This window comes from Ruegeria sp. B32 (assembly GCF_025141855.1).
GTDB classification, from domain to species: domain Bacteria; phylum Pseudomonadota; class Alphaproteobacteria; order Rhodobacterales; family Rhodobacteraceae; genus Ruegeria; species Ruegeria arenilitoris.
The window spans coordinates 1-14,494 of sequence record NZ_CP081106.1 but is presented as its reverse complement, the minus strand read 5'-3'; the positions used below and the strand labels follow the sequence as shown (position 1 = coordinate 14,494).

The window sequence follows — 14,494 nt, the reverse complement described above, 5'->3', positions numbered from 1 at the left end:
TGGGCACGTGGTTTGCGCCAGGAATGAAGGCGGAACTCTTTCCCGCAAAATGGGAGGAAAACATGGGAAAAGTGATCTTGGGGCTTGTGATCGGGCTCATCCTCGGCGTGGTTGGAGCGATGACCTTGGGCGGCGGGGCCGCGATGGGTGTCGGCGTTGCGACAGGCTTGTCCGCCGGTGTGTGCATCACATTGAAGGGAGCTCAGGCCGAGAACCTGATCACCGCCGAGCAAGCAGATCAGATCCTCAATCGCGTGAACTCCGAGATGGCATCATTGCAAGGAATTGAAACGACGGACGAGATCGTCGGCAGCGCACAGGCATGCGATGAATTTCTGGCAAAGTTGCGGGAAGCGAAGTGAGGTTTCTGCTCACCGGAAACATAACATTTACGATAGACCGACAGAGGATCTGCTTATGAAACGCAGTTTTTGGAATCTTTTCACACCCGCACTTGCGATCAGCGGAACGGCCGCCCTGGCCATGTCAGACGCCGACGACGCGTGTATCGACCATCTGCGGCAGGTCGGTGGACCGGACGGTCAGTCCGGCACGATCGAAAGCTCACAGTTCTCGGAAGCCGGCACGCTCGTCATGCTGCGTGACGCGGGCGGAACACTTTGGCGCTGCATTGCGTACAAGGACGGAAGCATTGGCGAGATGTCGGTTGTCGAGGCGATGGACGATGGTGGCGGAGCCATGGACGGCGCTGCCGGGTCGACAGGTAGCCAGCGCGTAAAATTCGATGCCGGGTCCACCGGCGCCGAGCTCGTCGGCCAACTCGCGCCAGGGGAATCGCAGCAATACGTTCTTGGCGCGAAGAACGAACAGTTTCTTTACGTCCGCGTTGCTCCGCGAAATGGCTCTTTGGACTACGTCATTCGCAACCCCGATGGGTCGGAACTGTTGGGATTAATGTCTGCGGACAAGGAGTATCGCGGACAGCTGTGGCAATCCGGCGATCATGTTGTCGAGGTCATCAACCGCGGCAACTCTGCCGTCGACTACAACGTCATTTTTGGAATTGAGTAGGTGATCGACCTGAAACCCTGAACCGCATTTCAAAAACAATCAGGAAGAACAGATGAAATCCAAGATCCTATTGGTGATCGGCGCGGTCAGTGCCTCTGTGCTTGCAGGATGCGACGAAAGTGGCGGATCAGTGGACGCAAGTGCACCGGTTGTGGGCAGCTCCAGCGATCTTTCGTCATTTGAAGGGGCAAGAGCAGGTCAGGCTGAAATGGGCATTCAAAGTCTCGGGTTTGAACTCATCCGAAGCGAAGGGCTGACCTCGTACTGGTTCAACAAGGAGACCGGTGCTTGTGCTCGGATCACGACATCTGAGGGAAGATACTCGGACGTAGCGATGCTGCCGTCAGGTGACTGCTGACACGCATTCATCAATCCCAAATCTGCAAAAAGGAGCTTCAACTTGCATTTCGATCTGGCACATGCGGCAGTTATCGTTGTCGCCTTGATCATCACCAACCTGGCGTTGAAATCGGCCGGCGTGATCAACGAAGAAAACAAACACCAATGGAACTGGAAAGCTTTTCTGGCCTACTTCGTGGTCATATTTATCATCAATCTGGTGTGGCCGATCTAAGGCTTCAGGGCGGCAAGCCAACCGCCGATCTGACCTGGTTACCGTGAACGCGCCTCTCGGCGGGACTGCCGGCAGGAAAAGCGTGAGCATCGCTGGCTGAAAACAGAAAGGAATACGCATGCGGTTTTTGACGTCCCTCATATTCATCGGTGTTCTGGCAACCGCGGCGAATTCTGACGTCACCAGTCGAAACGGTGGCCCAAGCAACAGCCAGATGCTTTCTAAGGGCAGCGACGGAGGCGTCGATGGCATCGCTTTCTTTCGCCCAGTCCTAAGCGGGGTTTTGTATCGCTCTGGCTTCAAGGGCGGCGACAAGGGTCGAACGGGTCTGAGTGACGCTCAGCGCGAAACACTTTGCGATGAAGGGTTTTCAACCGGGTTTTACGCGGATTTCGGCAAGAACACCGAATACGGCCGCACCAGCTGTGGGAACGGAGCCTTTGACTATCAGAGCGCCAGATCGTCCCGCCCCGGCAGTGTCATGGCCGCCATACACGAGGTGATTGAGGATCCAGGCAAGGGTCCTGTCCTGGTGCACTGCATGTGGGGCGTTCATTCCTCAGGCGCGTTGTCGGCAATGGCGCTTGTTCAGTTTTGCGGCTGGACGGAAGAAAGGGCCAAGGAATATTGGAATGATGCCCGAAACGGGGCCCCATGTTCGGGCGGGTGTGACCAGTGGATTGACTCGAAATTCTCCAACTTCAGTGTCGATCCCAGTTTGAAGATCTCCGCCGAACAACAGGCCGCGATTTGCCCCAAATGACATCGGGAGGACTATCCAAATGAGATTCAATCTTCTGGGGTCACTGGCTCTCATTGCACCCACAGCCTTGTGGGCGAGCGACGATGTTCGCGGAGAAGCCACGACATTTGATAGTCCCAATGGTGTTACGGAACGCTGCATTCGGATCGAAAAAGTCCCAACGGGCGAGTACAAGAACAGCGATCTTGAGGAAGAAACTGCCTATTGCGAGATCGATTTCTATGCGCCCGAAATCGCCATTTGCCCAAAAACCTGGAGCACCAGCCCAGGAATGGCCGTCTACGATATTTCGGAAGGACCCTACGTGGGGAACCGTTCCGAGTTCGAGAGAAACGCTTGCAAAGAGGGCAAGTCGGCAAAAGAACTGGCCAATGGCAGAGTGGCCAAATTCAAATCCACCATGAACCAGAAGGGTACAAGCGGAACGTTTTCCACCTCGTCGCTGCTCTACTATCATTTCTCAAGGTATCTCGACGCGACGGTGAAAGTTCCGGTGGCGGTCTGGCGCAGCATGGACGCTCAGGCGCATCTTACCGAGGTTGCAGAGCCCGGCCTTGCGATTTCCGGTGGCTCTCATGGCGGGCGTATGAACCATGAAGGCTGGCGGGTTTTCGTGGCTGCGGATGCCGACCCGAACTCGTACCAACCGACGGATGATCTGTTCACCGCGGATCGAACGCAGATATACGGTGTCCTGCTTGATAGCCCCGGTCATCGCTACGGCTCGGAAATCAACGGCACCCGTAAATCCGGTTGGGGCAAAGGCCAAAATCGCGATTTTCAGGAAACACCCGCTTTCCTGGCCTTGCGGTCGTCAAAACCCTTGCCCGAGGCCATTGCAGAGGGCGTCAGGAAAGGCCGAAAGGATCGTCAGATCAACAAGGACCTCGGGCCCGATGTCAGCGACCGGCAGATGGCATTCTGGATGCAGGAGCTTACCGAGATTGTTCTGCTCGACTTCATCTTCAGCCAGCAGGACCGTGTGGGAAATATTGATTTCACGCCCTACTGGTATTGGGTCGAAGACGGAAAACTGAAGAACCAGAAAACGAAGCACCATCAGCCGAATGATGGAGACGTTCCCGCCGATGCAATATTGATCCGTCGCAGCAATCTGAACGACAACGATGCCGGTGGGCGGGTCGAATATGCCAACTTCGCGAAATCCACTCAGATGCTGGAGAAAATGCGGCATTTCTCGCCAAACACGTATCGGCGCCTTGTTGCGTTGAACAGCGACCTTCAAACGCAAGGCCCGGTTTACGGCTGGTTGTCACAAAGCTTTGGGTTGTCGGACCGTCAGATTGCGCAGGTCGTCAAAAACACTGCGCTGGCAACATCCATCCTCAAGAGCAATTGTGCCAAAGGCGATCTGGTGTTTGACTTGGACCCTGTCACATTCTTTTTGAACAAAAATACCGAGGCGGAGGGCCTGGACTGCAATGATCCGTAAGCGTTCGATCACTGTCGCGGCGTTCGTTTGGACGGTCGTGCTCGCCTGCAAAGCGGCCGCTTTGGATGTGATCGTCATATCGGATCTGAACGGCAGCTATGGCTCGGTCAAATACGATGCCCGCATCGAAAAGGCGATCAAGCGGATAATCGAGATTGATCCCGATCTGGTGATTTCGACGGGCGATATGGTCGCCGGACAGCGCATCCCCAACCTTTCAGACAAACAGGTCAGAGAGATGTGGAAGGCGTTTCACATGGCGGTATCCGACCCGCTGGAGGCTGCCGGAATTCCATTTGCGGTCACGCCGGGAAACCATGATGCGTCGGCCTATCGCGGGTTCGAGCGCGAGAGAAAAATATACGCCGAGGAATGGGGCCCGAGAAAACCAAACGTCAACTTCCTGATGTCGGATGACTATCCGTTCTTCTACGCGTTTGAAATGCAGGGGATAACCTTTGCGTCTTTGGATGCCACGACCCTTGGGCCACTATCCGGCGATCAGCCGGACCAACTTGTGCAACTTGGGGCAGGTGGAGACCCGATTGTCACGTTCAGCCACCTCCCGCTGTGGCCGTTTGCGATCCAGCGCGAACGCGAAATCATCGGTGACCCGACGCTTGAAAGAATCTATCTGCAAAGCGGCGTCGTTCTGCACCTGTCTGGACACCATCATGCTTTTTACCCTGGCTGGAAAGACGGCGTGGCCTATGTTTCGCAAGCTTGCTTGGGTGGTGGCCCGCGGCGGCTAATCGGTGATCGCGCCAGGTCACCTCACAGTTTCACGCATGTCACCTTCCAGCCGAACGGAGAGTTTGGGGTAGCAGTATATCGAGGGCCGGATTTCGAAAGGTCTGTCGACTTCAAGTCGCTCCCGAAAGAGATCAGATCCCCGAATGCGGTGTTGAAACGTTTAGACCTTGTGAAATGACTAGAAGCTGAGTTTCAACTCGACTTTTTCGGGGACCAAATCGTTTATCATCTCTTCGATGCGGGCCTCGGAAAGTCCACCCGAGGTAATGAAAAGCAATGAAATTCGGGATTTGCCGGGTACATGGTGTTTTCTGATCAGCTTCCAGCCGGCGTCGGCGGCCATCGCTTCAATGGCGCTGCTGACGTTCAATGAGTGCTCCTCGTCCGAAGCCTTAAGCGATATTTCAACGCCCTTGTTTCGCCCTCCGAGCCAAATGAAACACCAACAGACAACCGCCACCAATGTGGCCATCAGCGGCAGGCCCAACCCGACCGCAAGCCCAAGAACGGTTACGACGATCAATTCGACAGTGTCTATCGGATCATCCAAATTGGAGCGAAACCTGAGCAACGCTCCGATGCCGAAGATAACGAACCCGATCATTGACCCGTGCTGGACGACAAGGAACCCCACCGCCATGCCGATCAGCGCATACAGGAAGAAGAGCCTGGGCATTACTATGTCGCCGACACTTCTACGGGCTTTACGCCGCACCGGATGATAGACGATCAAGCCGGCCAGAATGATCGTGACCAGCACATCAAGAGAAAAGAAATACAGTTCCTGTTTGCCGCGAAACTGGATCCATCTGCGTTCGATCAGAATTTCCGATTCCGATGCCCCGGCAAGCATCGTTGCCGGGTCGATTTGCGACATCGCCGCAGCGGGCAACAGCAGCATCAACAACACAGTCACAAACGGGAAAATCGTACTCAATTCATCGTCCTTCCTGCTTGTGCCCAGACAGTACACGTCATCACGCGCAAATCGCGCCCCTTACAAGTCAATCCCAACAAGGAGGATCAGGTAAAGAGTTCAAAGCGCATTCTTCCGACATCGCAGACAAGTTGTGATACGAATGCGATAAAGAAGTGTGTTCCACACACGAGAAAACCGAAGGGCAGAAAGCACGTGTATCCGTCAAAACCTGAAGTTTCACGGCGCTTGTGCAAATTTGGAAGATCCGCTCTTGCAGCCAGCTTACTAGCGGCAGCGTTTTTGCCTTGGACCGGAGCTGCCTTTGCAAAAAGTGCTGATCTGATTTTGGTCGACAGATTCAAGGTGGCGGACAAATCAGGGGGGTTTTCAGAACCTTCCGGTTTGTCGCTGTCCAACGCTGAAGGCTTCCTGTGGTCTGTAAGCGACGCTGAGCCCAAACTGCACCTCCTTGGAATCGACGGAGTATTGGGAAACTCCTTCCAGTTGCCGTCTTTGGCCGGATCAGATTTGGAGGGCGTCGCGTCGCGAAGAGATGGGTCGGTTTTGCTCCTTCAGGAAACCGATCGATCAATATTGGTCGTTCAACCAACCGACCCTATCCAACTGACAAGGGTCCCACTTGCCTCCCTCAAGGGGTACCCGGCCGCTGCCGAACTGCTTGTCGGCAACCCACTGAACAAGGGGCCTGAGGGCATCACCGTCGATCCGGACACTGGGCGAGTATTCGTTGTCATTGAAGGACAACCGCGTCTGTTGCTGGTCGTGTCACCGGACCTGACTGAAATTGAGGAAGTCATCCCTTTGGATCGTGGATCTGGTTTTGTATCGGATCGCGTGAATGACGATGAACTGGATGTAAGCGGTTTGGCTTGGTCCATGTCAGGCGTGCTGTGGATTCTCAGCGACAAGGGACGCCAGATCTTTTTGTACGATCCAGAGACGAGAAAAACTGATACGATCGAACTGACGTATATGAAAAATGGAGATCGAAAAGCCGTGAAGCATCCCGAAGGAATTGCCTTGGATGAGGCCAAAGGGCTTCTCTACATCCTCACAGACGATGGCGAGAAGTCGCGCCTGTACGTTTTCAATATCCCTGAGCTTTGATCGCTACTGTACGGAACTCACACCGAAGGGATGACTTAGCCAAGCAAGCCCGCATTGGGTCCAACTTCCTTGATCCGCACCACTCAGAACCGCTCGTTCAGGTCCGCTCCCAGGCCACGTTTTTTTGGCCGTAGGAGCGTCCCGAGCAAAACTGCCGTCAGTTGGGCCGGTTCAGTCATCTTGCGAAGCGACTAGAAATCCAGGTTTTCCACGCTCAGTGCGTTTTTTTGGATGAACTCACGGCGCGGCTCGACCACGTCGCCCATCAGCTTGGTGAACAAGTCATCGGCCTCGACCATGTCATCGACACGCACCTGCAGCAGTGTCCGTGCATCCGGATCCAGCGTAGTTTCCCACAACTGATCGGGGTTCATCTCGCCCAAGCCCTTGTAGCGCTGGAGCGAAAGGCCTTTTTCGCCCTCTTCCAAAATGGCGCGCAGCAGATCCAGCGGGCCGTGGATGACCTGCGACCGGTCGCGGCGGACCAATGTGGCCGGCAGGTTGTAGACGTCCTGCAGGCTCTGGGTAAAGCTGCCTGTCTTGCGTGCCTCGCCGGAACGCAACATCGGACCGTCCAGCGTGCGGACTTCCTCGACGCCGCGCAGGATGCGCGCCAGTCGGATACCGTGGTCCTGAGTGATCCGGCCCTGCCAGCCGCGCTCGTATTCCAGCGCAATCAGGTCCAGCCGCGCCGCGACCTTGTCGGCCACACCCTGCAGGTCGGCATCCACCGCCCCGGGCACAAAAGCCCCGGCAACGGCGGCCTGTTCAAGGATGTGACGCGGGTAATGCGTCGGGAAGGCGTCCAATACACGCTTGAGCTGGCGCGCCTCGTCCACCACACGGGTCAGATCCTGACCCACGATCTCTTCACCCGAGCCCAACTTGAGCACGGCGCCCTCGACACCCTGGTTGATCAGATAGTCGTCAAGCGCTGCCTGATCCTTTAGGTAAACCTCTGACTTTCCTCGTGAAACCTTATACAGTGGCGGCTGCGCGATGTAGAGATATCCACCCTCGATCAACTCGGGCATCTGACGGTAGAAGAACGTCAGCAACAGGGTCCGGATATGTGCGCCGTCCACGTCGGCATCGGTCATGATGACGATCTTGTGGTAGCGCAGCTTCGAGATGTCGAACTCATCCCGGCCGATACCGGTGCCAAGCGCCATCACAAGGTTGCCGATTTCCTGGCTGGACAGCATTCGGTCGAACCGCGCACGTTCGACGTTCAGAATCTTGCCGCGCAAAGGTAGAACCGCCTGCGTCAGACGATCGCGACCGGTCTGCGCCGATCCGCCGGCCGAGTCCCCCTCGACAAGGAAAACTTCGCTTTTGGCCGGGTCCTTCTCAGAGCAATCCTTGAGCTTGCCGGCCAGATAGTTGACGTCCATCGCCGTCTTGCGTCGGGTCAGTTCGCGGGCTTTCCTCGCCGCTTCGCGCGCCAAAGCGGCCTCGATGATCTTGCCGACGATGGTCTTGGCCTCGTTGGGGTTCTCCTCGAACCACTCGGCCAGCTTCTCGTTCATCAACCCTTCGACAGCCGGTCGCACTTCCGAGCTGACAAGCTTGTCCTTGGTCTGGCTGGAAAACTTCGGGTCAGGAACTTTGACGGACAGCACGCAGGTCAGGCCTTCGCGCGCATCATCGCCGGTGAAGCTGACCTTTTCCTTTTTCGCGATCCCGCTGGACTGTGCGTAGTTGTTGATCGTGCGGGTCAGCGCCCCACGGAAGCCAGCGACATGCGTGCCGCCATCCCGCTGGGGGATGTTGTTGGTAAATGGCAGGACTGTTTCGTGATAGCTGTCGTTCCACCACATCGCGATCTCGACCCCGATGTCGTCGCGCTCGCCCTTGATATAGATGGGCTCGGGCATGGCCGGAGTTTTCGACCGGTCGAGGTATTTCACGAATTCCTTGACGCCGCCCTCGTAGAACAGTTCGGTCTCAAGCCGCTCGGCCGGCCGTTCGTCAATCAGAATGATCCGAACGCCTGAGTTCAGGAAGGCCAGTTCGCGCAACCGCTTCTCCAGCGTCTCGAACGAAAACTCTAGGTTCGAAAACGTATTGGTCGAAGCCAGAAACCGCACCTCGGTCCCGGTCCGGTCGCCGCATTCGCCGACCACTTTCAGATGCTCCGAGGTTTCTCCGCCTTCAAACCGGGCGAAATGCTCTTTGCCGTTGCGCCAGATGCGCAGCTCCAGCCAATCGGACAGAGCGTTCACCACCGAAACGCCCACGCCGTGCAGACCGCCCGACACCTTGTACGAGTTCGAGTCGAATTTCCCGCCGGCGTGCAGCTGGGTCATGATGACCTCGGCCGCCGAGACGCCTTCTTCGGGGTGGATATCCACCGGAATCCCGCGACCATTGTCGCTGACCGAGACGCTGGAATCGGCATGAATCTTGACGGTCACATGGTCGGCGTGACCGGCCAGAGCCTCGTCAATGCCGTTGTCCACGACCTCGTACACCATGTGGTGCAGACCGGACCCGTCGTCGGTGTCGCCGATATACATTCCGGGGCGTTTGCGGACAGCCTCCAACCCCTTGAGAACCTTGATGGAATCTGCGCCGTATTCCTGATTTGCCTGTGCGTCTTCGGACATGCCGTCAGTACCTATATTATTTTGGTAACTTATACGTTCTCTGGTGGGGAATGTCACGTCATCCCCCCAGATTTTGTGCCGGTTCTTTCGGGCGCAGGCCGAGCTGATCGACCGACCTCAGACGGTCACAATCTATCCAGATCGGCGGCGATATCAGCAGCGATTTGGCGGGCATCGACATCGCCGCGCTCGGCCGACAGGCGCAGGCCCAACAAGTCGGACTGGTAGCGCGCCGCCAGCCGTTCGGGATCATGGTCGGCGCCGATCTGCCCTTGCGCCTGCGCCTGCCGGAACAGATCGGCGAAACAGGCTTTCATCCGCGACAGATGGGTCGCGGCCAGTTGCGCCAGATCGTGGTTCTTCGCGCTCAGCTCGGCATAGGTTTTGGCCAGCATGCAGGCCTTTGCGGGCGCGTTCGCGGCCTCGACAACCAAACGCGGCTGGGCCTTCAGCGCACCCAGCGGCCCCAGTTCCCGGGCCAGGGCTTCAAGCCGGGCAACACCTTCATCCGCATAGCGCTCCAGCGTCAGGGCATACAAGGCGTCCTTCGACCCGAAGGCCGCGTAAAAACTGCCGGGCTTCAGCTTCAGCGCATGCTCGAGATCCTTCAGGGACGTGCCCGCCCAACCCTGACGCCAGAACAGGTCTCGGGCCTGGGCGATCAGCGCGTCACGGTCATAGGCAGGTTTGCGGGGCATATGATCACCAATTCTTGAACGATTACTCAAATATATACTTGAGTGATCGCTCAATAAAGCCTATTTCGGACTCAGCCGCCAGAAAAGGAGACCCGAAAATGGCCGATTTTCCCTCACATGACCTGAACACTGCCCCTGAAGGTTCGAAACCCCTGCTCGAGAAATCGCAGGCCGCGTTTGGCCGCCTGCCGGGCCTGCACAAGGTCATGGCCGAAAGCCCACAGCACCTTGAGGCCTATCAGGTTCTGCACCACCTGTTCCTGCAGACCGAGTTCGACAACGACGAGAAAACCGTCGTCTGGCAGACCATCAACGTGGAAAACGAATGCCACTATTGCGTTCCGGCCCATACCGGCATCGCCAAAATGATGAAGGTGTCCGACGAGATCACAGAAGCGCTGCGCAATGAAACCCCGCTGCCCTCGCCTAAGCTCGAAGCACTGCGGACGTTCACGCTGCAGGTGATGAACCAGCGCGGCAACGTCACCGACGCGCAGTTGCAGGCGTTTTTTGATGCGGGCTATTCGCACCGCGCCGTTCTGGACGTGATCCTGGGCCTGGCGCAGAAAACCATGTCGAACTACGTCAACCACATGGCCCAGACGCCGGTGGACGAGGTGATGCGTCCCTTCCTGTGGGAACGCAAGGTTGGCGAGCCGGCCTGATCCGCTCAGGCGGGGGTGACGGTCGAGCCGTCACCCGCGTCATTGACCACGAAAGACTGCGCCCGGTCGCCCAGTTCGGCGAACAACTCGGGGCCTGTTCCGGTCATCCAGGCCTGCGCCCCCAGCGCGCAGATTTCGTCATACAACGCCGCCCGGCGGTCCGCGTCCAGATGGGCCGCAACCTCGTCCAGCAACAGGATCGGTGGCGCTCCGACCTGCGCGGCCAGCGCCCGCGCGTTGGACAGAATCAACGACACCAGCAGCGCCTTCTGCTCTCCGGTCGAACATTCACTGGCCGCAACGCCTTTTGCGGCAAAAACCCCATACAGATCCGACCGGTGCGGCCCCACCAATGTGCGCCCCGCCGCTAGGTCGCGGAACCGGCTTTCGGCCAGCGCCTCCAACAGATCCTGCGCGCTTTCGGGCATGTCCCCTTCGGACTGAACAAGTTCCAGTTCCGCCGAGGGAAAGGCGGTCTCGGCCTGTTCCTGCGCCGCGCGCAACTGCGCCAGAGCACCCAGCCGCGCGGTATGAATGCGATGCCCGGTTTCGGCCATTTGCGCCTCGAGCGCGGCGTACCAATGCGCGTCACGCACCTGCTCTTTCAGCAGGCGGTTCCGTTCGCGCATGGCCTTTTCATAGGTCAACGCGGCCTCGGCATGGCTTGGGTCGAAACTCAGCGTCACCCGGTCCAGAAACCGCCGCCGGCCTTCGGCGCCTTCGATCCAAAGCCGGTCCATCGCGGGCATCAGCCAGACGACCCGCGCCAGCCTGCCCAGATCAATCTGGCTGGCTGCCTTTCCGTCGATCCGAACCTGCCGCGCTGCACCGGCTTCCGACCAAGTTTCGATCTCGGACCGGCGGCCCTGAACCTCCAGAAGACCGCTCAGCTTCCAGCCCAGCGCCTCAGGCCGGCGCGTCATCTCGGCGGCACTGGCCCGGCGCATGCCGCGGCCGGGTGAAAACAGGGATACCGCCTCGAGTATATTGGTCTTGCCGGCCCCGTTCGGCCCGTACAAGGCCACCGGCCGCCCGTCCAGCGCCATGCGCGCCAGCTTGTGCGACCGAAAATGCGAGACCGTCAATTCGGTCAGGGCCAAAGCCATGACCCCTCCCTTCATCCTTGCACAAACACGCGCGCCGGACGCATCCAGCGCCCGCGCGATCAGACGCGCATCGGCATCACGACATAGACCGCGCTCTGGTCATTGCCTTCGCGCATCAGGGTCGGGTCGCCCGCCGAGTTGAACAGGAACACCGCGTTCTCGCGGTCCACCTGGCTTGCGATTTCCAGCAGGTACTTGGCGTTGAAGCCGATTTCCAGCCGTTCGTCGCCATAGGCCACGGCCAGCTCCTCCTCGGCGGCGCCGCTGTCGGGCGCATTCACCGACAGGACCAGCTTGTCGCCGTCCAGCTGCAGCTTTACCGCACGGGACCGCTCGGACGACACGGTTGCCACCCGGTCGACGGCCTGGGCGAACTCGGCCGCGTCGACTTCCATCTTGCGGGTGTTGTTCTGCGGAATCACGCGGGTGTAGTCGGGGAAAGTCCCATCGATCACCTTCGAGGTCAGCGTGATGTCGGGTGTGGCAAAGCGCACCTTGGTTTCGCTGACCGACACCGCGATGTCCATGTCGTCATCTTCCAGCAGCTTGCGCAGCTCGCCCACCGTTTTGCGCGGCACGATCACGCCGGGCATATCGGCGGCCCCGTCGGGGCAATCCGCGTCGATCCGCGCCAGACGATGCCCGTCCGTGGCCACGCAGCGCAACACCTTGCCACCCTCGGGGCCATCCGTCACGTGCATGTAGACGCCGTTCAGGTAATACCGGGTCTCTTCCGTCGAGATGGCGAATTTCGACTTGTCGAACAGCCGCCGCAGCAGAGCCGCCGAAGCGGTGAAGTTCGACTGGTACTCCGAGGACGCCATCACCGGGAAATCCTCTTTCGGCAGGGTCGCCAGCGAGAAGTTCGACCGCCCCGCCTCGACCGTCAGCCGGCCAGCCGCGCTGTCGGCGGTCAGCGTGACCAGCGCGCCATCGGGCAGCTTGCGCACGATCTCGTGCAGAGTCGTTGCCGCAACCGTGGTTGCGCCCGCCTTTTCGACCTGCGCGGGGGCCTTGTCGACCACCTCGATATCCAGATCGGTCGCGCGGAACAGAACCTGATCGCCCTCGGCCTCGATCAGCACGTTGGCCAGGATTGGAATCGTGTTGCGGCGTTCCACAACGGATTGGGCCTGCGAAACGGCCTTGAGCAGCGTGCCGCGTTCGATGCTGATCTTCATACCCTCAATTCCTCTGATTTGAGTGCTTACATGGGCGGGACTGGCAAGTTAGCGGTTCAGCCCTGAGGCACAAGGATTTTTTACCGATTTCTGGGTCGGAACGCGCAAACCGTCAAGGTCCCGAGCGGCCCTGCGCCCCAGTTCCGTGGAAATCGTGGAAAAATGCGCACAGAAAAACCGCCCCCGCGCAGAGCCGGGACGGCTTTTCGAATTGCAGGGGCTCAGGCTTCGAGCGCCCGACGCAACATTTCCACATCTTCGGCGATCTGACCGTCGGTCAGCTTCAGCTCCTCGATGCGTTTGACGCCGTGCATGACGGTGGTGTGGTCACGCCCGCCAAAGCGGCGGCCGATCTCGGGCAGCGACCGGCTGGTCAGCTGCTTGCACAGATACATCGCCACCTGACGCGGGCGGGCATAGGACCGCAGACGTTTCGGCCCGATGATGTCGGACAGGCGGATGTTGTAGTAGTCGGAAACCTTGCGCTGGATCTCTTCGACGGTGATCTTGCGTTCCGAGGCGCGCAGCACGTCGGCCAGACAGTCCTGCGTCAGTTCCATGTCGATCTCACGGCCGACCAGCGAGGCAAAGGCGAACAGCCGGGTCAGCGCCCCTTCCAGAACGCGTACGTTGGTCGAGATGCGATGGGCCAGGAATTCCAGCACGCCATCGGCAATCTTCAATTCGGGATAAGTCTTCGCGTATTGCTGCACCTTGTTCTGCAGAATGCCCAGGCGCAGCTCGTAATCGGTCGGGTGCAGGTCAACCACCAGTCCGCATTGCAGACGCGACTTGACCCGTTCCTCCAGATCCTTGATTTCACCCGGCGCGCGGTCGGCCGAGATGATGATCTGCTTGTTTTGATCCACCAGCGCGTTGAAGGTGTGAAAGAACTCCTCCTGCGTCGAATCCTTGCCGGCGATGAACTGCACGTCATCGACCATCAGCACGTCGACCGAGCGGAACAGGTGTTTGAAATCCATCATCCGGCGTTCGCGCAGGGCCTGTACGAAGCGGTACATGAACTGTTCGGCAGACAGGTACAGCACATTGAGCTCGGGGCGTTTGGTCTTCAGCTCCCAGGCGATGGCATGCATCAGGTGCGTTTTACCGAGGCCAACACCACCGTACAGAACCAGCGGATTGAATGTGACGGGGCCGCCTTCGGAAACACGGCGCGCGGCGGCATGGGCCAGTTCGTTCGGCTTGCCGACGACGAAGGTGTCGAAGGTAAAGCGCGCGTCCAACGGTGCGGCCTGCAGCGACTCGAGCGCTTCATTGGTTCCGTTGCCTTCCGGCGCCAGCTCGATATTGACAGGCTCGGGCTGGTCTTCGACCGGCCGAACCGCGGCGGCAGGACGCGCTGGTGAGTTGGCGGCCACCCGGAAAGCCAGGCGCTGAACCGACTCTCCGGCCGTGTTCAGCTCGTACAGAATGAGGTCTGCAAAATTTTGACTGACGTAGTTCCCCATGAAGTTGGTCGGAACCGAAAAAACGGCCACGCCTCCCTTCAATTCCTGAAATTCCAGTGGTTCAATCCAGGTCGTAAAATTGTTCCGGCCCACGGCCTTCAGCAATTTGTTACGCAGTTGTCCCCATTTTTCTTGTGTCAT

The 14,494-nt window shown here is 58.5% G+C and carries 14 protein-coding genes; 8 read left to right on the top strand and 6 right to left on the bottom strand.

Going from position 1 to position 14,494, the window contains the following annotated elements; all coding sequences use genetic code 11:
* Window positions 1-23 precede the first annotated feature (23 nt).
* The 6 genes from K3752_RS00070 (at window position 24) to K3752_RS00045 (ending at window position 4,753) form a co-directional block, all read left to right on the top strand.
* Window positions 24-362, top strand: coding sequence for a hypothetical protein (locus K3752_RS00070; RefSeq protein WP_260063955.1), 339 nt, complete (start codon window positions 24-26; stop codon window positions 360-362).
* Window positions 363-417: 55 nt separating this feature from the next.
* Window positions 418-1,032, top strand: coding sequence for a hypothetical protein (locus K3752_RS00065; protein WP_170406932.1), 615 nt, complete (start codon window positions 418-420; stop codon window positions 1,030-1,032).
* A gap of 52 nt (window positions 1,033-1,084) precedes the next feature.
* The gene (locus K3752_RS00060) at window positions 1,085-1,390 is read left to right on the top strand and encodes a hypothetical protein (protein ID WP_170342371.1); all 306 of its coding nucleotides are present in this window, start codon (window positions 1,085-1,087) and stop codon (window positions 1,388-1,390) included.
* 42 nt (window positions 1,391-1,432) lie between these two features.
* Window positions 1,433-1,606, top strand: a complete 174-nt coding sequence (locus K3752_RS00055; RefSeq protein ID WP_170342373.1) for a hypothetical protein — start codon at window positions 1,433-1,435, stop codon at window positions 1,604-1,606.
* A 782-nt stretch (window positions 1,607-2,388) separates the two neighbouring features.
* Complete coding sequence (locus K3752_RS00050; RefSeq protein WP_260063954.1) at window positions 2,389-3,822, top strand: hypothetical protein; 1,434 nt, start codon at window positions 2,389-2,391, stop codon at window positions 3,820-3,822.
* Window positions 3,812-4,753: a metallophosphoesterase gene (locus K3752_RS00045; RefSeq protein ID WP_260063953.1), complete on the top strand. Its 942-nt coding sequence runs from the start codon at window positions 3,812-3,814 to the stop codon at window positions 4,751-4,753. Before K3752_RS00050 ends, K3752_RS00045 begins: the two co-directional genes overlap by 11 nt.
* On the opposite strand, the gene K3752_RS00040 is transcribed toward K3752_RS00045, so the two are convergent.
* On the bottom strand, window positions 4,754-5,548 hold the full coding sequence (locus K3752_RS00040) for a DUF4956 domain-containing protein (protein ID WP_260063952.1): 795 nt from the start codon (window positions 5,546-5,548) through the stop codon (window positions 4,754-4,756).
* A gap of 159 nt (window positions 5,549-5,707) precedes the next feature.
* Here K3752_RS00040 and K3752_RS00035 point away from each other — a divergent pair, with 159 nt between their 5' ends.
* Entirely contained in the window at window positions 5,708-6,622 is a 915-nt protein-coding gene (locus tag K3752_RS00035) for an SdiA-regulated domain-containing protein (protein ID WP_260063951.1), read from the top strand.
* Window positions 6,623-6,813: 191 nt separating this feature from the next.
* On the opposite strand, the gene gyrB is transcribed toward K3752_RS00035, so the two are convergent.
* Together gyrB and K3752_RS00025 are read right to left on the bottom strand one after the other, a co-directional pair.
* Window positions 6,814-9,231 (bottom strand): DNA topoisomerase (ATP-hydrolyzing) subunit B, encoded by a 2,418-nt coding sequence (gyrB, locus tag K3752_RS00030; RefSeq protein ID WP_260063950.1) that lies wholly within the window; start codon window positions 9,229-9,231, stop codon window positions 6,814-6,816.
* 125 nt (window positions 9,232-9,356) lie between these two features.
* Window positions 9,357-9,929: a TetR/AcrR family transcriptional regulator gene (locus K3752_RS00025; RefSeq protein ID WP_260063949.1), complete on the bottom strand. Its 573-nt coding sequence runs from the start codon at window positions 9,927-9,929 to the stop codon at window positions 9,357-9,359.
* A 98-nt stretch (window positions 9,930-10,027) separates the two neighbouring features.
* On the opposite strand from K3752_RS00025, the gene K3752_RS00020 reads away from it, so the two are divergent.
* Complete coding sequence (locus K3752_RS00020; protein WP_260063948.1) at window positions 10,028-10,594, top strand: carboxymuconolactone decarboxylase family protein; 567 nt, start codon at window positions 10,028-10,030, stop codon at window positions 10,592-10,594.
* 5 nt (window positions 10,595-10,599) lie between these two features.
* Here the strand turns inward: K3752_RS00020 and recF are convergent, their stop codons facing one another.
* The 3 genes from recF to dnaA all read right to left on the bottom strand — a co-directional run bounded on the left by recF (window position 10,600) and on the right by dnaA (window position 14,494).
* Window positions 10,600-11,700 carry a DNA replication/repair protein RecF gene (gene recF, locus K3752_RS00015; protein ID WP_260063947.1) on the bottom strand — a complete coding sequence of 367 codons (1,101 nt, stop codon included), beginning with the start codon at window positions 11,698-11,700 and terminating at the stop codon, window positions 10,600-10,602.
* Window positions 11,701-11,759: 59 nt separating this feature from the next.
* Entirely contained in the window at window positions 11,760-12,881 is a 1,122-nt protein-coding gene (dnaN, locus tag K3752_RS00010; protein ID WP_170342392.1) for a DNA polymerase III subunit beta, read from the bottom strand.
* A gap of 221 nt (window positions 12,882-13,102) precedes the next feature.
* Window positions 13,103-14,494 (bottom strand): chromosomal replication initiator protein DnaA, encoded by a 1,392-nt coding sequence (gene dnaA / locus K3752_RS00005; RefSeq protein ID WP_260063946.1) that lies wholly within the window; start codon window positions 14,492-14,494, stop codon window positions 13,103-13,105.